2 protein-coding genes and 3 pseudogenes are annotated in these 4,364 nt (G+C 60.3%); 3 read left to right on the forward strand and 2 right to left on the reverse strand.

The window, feature by feature from the left end; genetic code table 11:
* Nucleotides 1-122: 122 nt before the first annotated feature.
* Nucleotides 123-422, reverse strand: a pseudogene (locus tag ACYVD0_RS18550) (IS1595 family transposase); the annotation flags it as partial.
* A 61-nt stretch (nucleotides 423-483) separates the two neighbouring features.
* A pseudogene (locus tag ACYVD0_RS18555) lies at nucleotides 484-678 on the reverse strand (transposase); the annotation flags it as partial.
* 172 nt (nucleotides 679-850) lie between these two features.
* On the opposite strand from ACYVD0_RS18555, the gene ACYVD0_RS18560 reads away from it, so the two are divergent.
* The 3 genes and pseudogenes from ACYVD0_RS18560 to ACYVD0_RS18570 form a co-directional block, all read left to right on the forward strand.
* Nucleotides 851-2,149, forward strand: a complete 1,299-nt coding sequence (locus ACYVD0_RS18560) for an NAD(P)/FAD-dependent oxidoreductase (RefSeq protein ID WP_460428178.1) — start codon at nucleotides 851-853, stop codon at nucleotides 2,147-2,149.
* 190 nt (nucleotides 2,150-2,339) lie between these two features.
* Nucleotides 2,340-3,626: a tyrosine-type recombinase/integrase gene (locus tag ACYVD0_RS18565; protein WP_460428179.1), complete on the forward strand. Its 1,287-nt coding sequence runs from the start codon at nucleotides 2,340-2,342 to the stop codon at nucleotides 3,624-3,626.
* A gap of 140 nt (nucleotides 3,627-3,766) precedes the next feature.
* A pseudogene (locus tag ACYVD0_RS18570) lies at nucleotides 3,767-4,222 on the forward strand (transposase); the annotation flags it as partial.
* Between the last annotated feature and the right edge of the window lie 142 nt (nucleotides 4,223-4,364).

The following is a 4,364-nucleotide window of genomic DNA, read 5'->3' on the forward strand; positions in this document are numbered from 1 at the left end:
ATGGCCAGGCGTCGCATCTGGTCCTGAGTTTCTCGAGAGAGCTTTCGGGCATCGATCTTTTTCATGTCCCTTTATATCGTGAATTTGATTGCCGCGTTAATAACCATGCAACCTATTGTTATGACCCTGCGTCCATGACTCGGATTGACCTGTCGATGGGTAATGCCTTGCGCCTTGGCGAAGTGGGAATAAACGGCAGCACTGTCGGTGCAAAGAATCGCATCGGCATCGATCAGAAGCCGTAGCCGCTCCCCGACATACAGCGCATCGAGCTTCTCCAACTGAAAGTCGGCCTGTTGGCCGCTGCGATCCCGCACCACCCGGACAGGAGTTTGCTCGGCGGACAAGCCACGTCGCTTCGCGCTTCCTCCGCGTTTGCGAGGCTGGCGCGGCAAGTCTCGCTGTCCCTTGAACGACTCCAGTTGCGCAATCAGCTCGGGGGCCGAACTACAGTCGTTGACCTCGCCCCCGGTGATCTCGAACGCCACGGGCAATCCAGTAGACCGAGTTCCAGCATCCGAAGGCGCTAGGCAGGTCTCTCCACGGGCAGCCCACGCGCATCCGGTAGAGCATGCCCTCGACCGTCATGCGCAGATCCGGCTTTTGGTAGATGGATTGCTGGAGCAGAACTTTTTCCAGCTTCGACCAGAGCTCGTCGGTGAGCATCGATCGGGGCATTGCCAGCCTGCGGAGGGACGCTGTGGGAACCTTGATTTTGCAGGCTTTCCCGTCCTCATCGACCCCTCTGGCTCGAAACGTCAACACCCCTAAGCCGGCTACATGAAAAGAAGCCTCGATCTCTATTGCGTATACTGGATCATTCAAGATCGACGAGAGCAAGTGTATTGTCATGACCCATCGTATCGTTATCGTCGGCGGCGGGGCTGGCGGGCTTGAACTCGCCACGCGTCTTGGCCGCATCCTGGGAAAGCGCGGCAAGGCCGAGATCATCCTGGTCGATGACCATCTCACCCATATCTGGAAACCCTTGCTGCACGAGGTCGCGGCGGGCTCGCTGAACTCGTCGGAAAATGAACTCAACTATATCGCCCAAGCGAAATGGAACCACTTCGAGTTCCAGATCGGCCGCTTCTGCGGTCTGGATCGTGCCGCCAGACAGATCCAACTGGCCGCCGTTTCCGGCAAGGGGGGTTGCGAACTGGTGCCGGCGCGCAGCCTGAACTACGACACTCTGGTTATCGCCATCGGCAGCCAGACCAACGACTTCGGCACCCAAGGCGTCGCCGAGCATTGCATCCTTCTCGACACAACCGAGCAGGCCAAGTGTTTCCACGAGCAGCTTCTGAGCCACTACCTGAGCGCTCATGCCCTCCCAAACGACAATACCCAGATCAACATAGCCATCGTCGGTGCTGGCGCCACCGGGGTCGAGCTGGCCGCCGAGCTGCGCAATGCGGCGCAGGAGCTGTCCGCCTACGGCCTGAAAGGCATCCAGCCGCAGAATATGAAGATCACCCTGATCGAGGCCGGCTCCAGAGTGCTACCGACGCTGCCCGAGCACCTCGGTGAGGCAGTGCACCGCACTTTGGAAAGGCTCGGAATAACCGTTCTCCTTGCCTCCACGGTGAAGGAAGTGGGCGCCAATGGCATAACCATCAGCGATGGTCGGGGCATTCCCGCCAGCCTCAAGGTCTGGGCCGCCGGCGTGAAGGCTCCAGAATTCCTCAAGGACCTGGATGGCTTGGAAAGCAACCGGACCAATCAGTTGCTGGTGCGTTCCAGTCTGCAGACAACTCTGGACGATGCCATCTTCGCCCTTGGCGACTGTGCTGCCTGTCCGCTTAGCGATGGCAGCGGGCAGAACGTGCCGCCGCGTGCCCAGGCAGCACACCAGCAGGCCGCTCTGCTGGCTAGGTCGCTAACGCTGCGCCTGGCTGGCAAGCCGCTGCCGGAATACCGCTACAAGGATTACGGTTCGCTGGTATCGCTGTCACGCTTCAGTGCCGTCGGTAACCTGATGGGCAATCTGATAGGTAGGGTGAAACTGGAAGGCTGGCTGGCACGGATGTTCTACCTCTCGCTCTACCGCATGCATCAGATGACACTCTACGGCTTCTTTCGCACCGGTCTGCTGATTCTCGGTGAGCACATCGGCCGAAGCACTGAACCCCGTTTGAAGTTGCATTAACGTTTTATTGCTCCTCCGCAGAGAACTGAGCTGAAATCTGCAGTTTCCAGTCTGGCTTGCTCTATTAGCGTACAATTTTCCGAATTCTGCGAGGATTATCGCAAGTGTTGACAGTATCGTATAAATACCGATTATGCTTATAATCGGAACAAATACAGTTACTATCATCATCCAATCGATACTCCTACCAATGACCGAACTCGCACCCCAGCCGCTGTTCGACACCTACGCACGTTTCCTCGGCTTGTCCACAAGCAGCCTGACCTTCGAAAACCGCTTCGTCGTACGTTTTCTGAACAAGCTCGAACCCGGGATTCCGGCCAAAGACGATTACCTGCACACGCGGGATTTCCTGCATTCCTATGCCGGCTGGGAAACCACCTACAAGGCATACCGGATCCAGGTGGAACGTCTGCTGCTGTGGAGCTGGCTGCGGAAGGGGAGTTCGGTCCTGAAGCTGGCACGCCAGGACGCCGAGACCTTCCTGGAGTTCACCCGCGAGCCGGACACGGAATGGGTCGGCCAAGCAGTACGGCGGCGCTTCATCGCCGGCGAGGAGCCCGGCGAGTTCGTCCCCAATCCGCAATGGCGCCCCTACGAGATCCTCGGCAGCAAGGCCGCCCGCAAGCTCGCCGACGAGACCGGCATGCCACGCCAGATCCCGGAGCACTACACGCTCACCCCGGGATCGTTGAAGCAGACCTTCGCTATCTGCTGTTCCTTTTACGATTTCCTGAACGAACAAGACGCGCTGATCGGCAACCCGTTTCGCGCCATCAAGGAACCGAGCCGCTTCTTCCAGAAGCATGCGTCCCCGATCAGCGGCAAGGTGCTGGACCCGCTGCAGTGGGCGTTCGTCATCGAGACCGCTGAGTGGATGGCCCACCAGGACCCGGAGCGGCACGAGCGCACCCTGTTCGTGGTTGCCGCGTTGTTCTCCCTGTACCTGCGCACCTCCGAACTGGCCGGTCGCCCTGAGTGGAGTCCAACCATGCAGTCCTTCCAGCAGGACGCCAGTGGCGCCTGGTGGTATGTGACCGTCGGCAAGGGAAGCAAGGAGCGGCGAGTCTCGGTCAGTAGCGAATTGCTCGGCTACCTCAAGCGTTACCGCATCTCGCGCAACCTGACCCCGCTGCCCCAGCCTGGCGAATCTACGCCGCTGCTGCTGAAGCTGGACGGCCGCAGCGGGCTGACCGATCGGCAGATCCGCAACATCGTACAGAAGTGCTTTGACACCGCGGTCAAGCGGATGCAGGCCGAGGGCCGCAGCGAAAGGGAGATCTCCAGCCTGCGCGCAGCCAGCACCTACTGGCTGCGCCATACTAGCGCCACTTACGACGCGCCGCATCGGCCACTCAAGCACCTGCAGGACGACCTGGGCCATGCCAAGGCCAGCACTACCCAGGACATCTACTACAGCGGCATCGAGCAGGAGCGCGCGGCCTCGGGACGCTCGCGGCGGCTCAAGAACCGATAAGAGAGCCCGCAGGATTCGGAAAGACTCTGCCCGTCATTTGCTCGTATCGGTCCCATGAGACTGGGAATGGGAGTGGAGGTGAACGGCTCCCGCTCCATGCAGCGCCAGATGGAAATGGACATGGGAGTGCACAGTGCCGTCGGCAAAAGGCGCAGCGCGAGAGCGCGCCCTGGCTGCTGGCCGGCAACCTGCCCGAGGCGCAGTGGAATGCCGCGCAGGTCGTGGCGATCTACCAGCGGCGCATGCAGGTCGAGGAGGGCTTCCGTGACCTGAAGAGCCATCGGCTGGGGATCGGCCTGGAGCTGCATCGCAGCCGCTGCCCGCGGCGCATCGAGATCCTGCTGCTGATTGCCGTGCTGGCCAACTACGCGCTGTGCCTGCTGGGTCTGCAGGCGCGGGAGGCGGGGCACGAGCGGCGCTTCCAGAGCAACAGCGTCAAGGACAAGCACGTGCTGTCGCTGTGGCGGCTGGGACTGGAGTATGCACGCATTTATGCGGGAGACATTTCCCGGGAGAGGCTGCGCTGGGGTGATTTTGTGGGGATCACTCAGCCTCAGATCATTATCAGGGCGCCGCACGCCGCAACGTTATCCTGATCGCCCCCAAAAGGCGAATCTGAATAGGGTGAAACTGCGCTAGGGCCTGTTAACACTAACGTAGGACCTCAGCGATAAGAGCCACAGTGATGAAGGCGGCGTACATGAGGTCAAGCTTGTCGTAGCGCGTGAACACGCGGCG

Source organism: Azotobacter armeniacus, from assembly GCF_054779355.1.

Excerpts from the sequence above, each read along its gene's own strand:
- ACYVD0_RS18565 (WP_460428179.1), top strand. The coding sequence starts at position 2,340 with ATGACCGAACTCGCACCCCAGCCGCTGTTCGACACCTACGCACGTTTC.
- ACYVD0_RS18560 (WP_460428178.1), top strand. The coding sequence starts at position 851 with ATGACCCATCGTATCGTTATCGTCGGCGGCGGGGCTGGCGGGCTTGAA.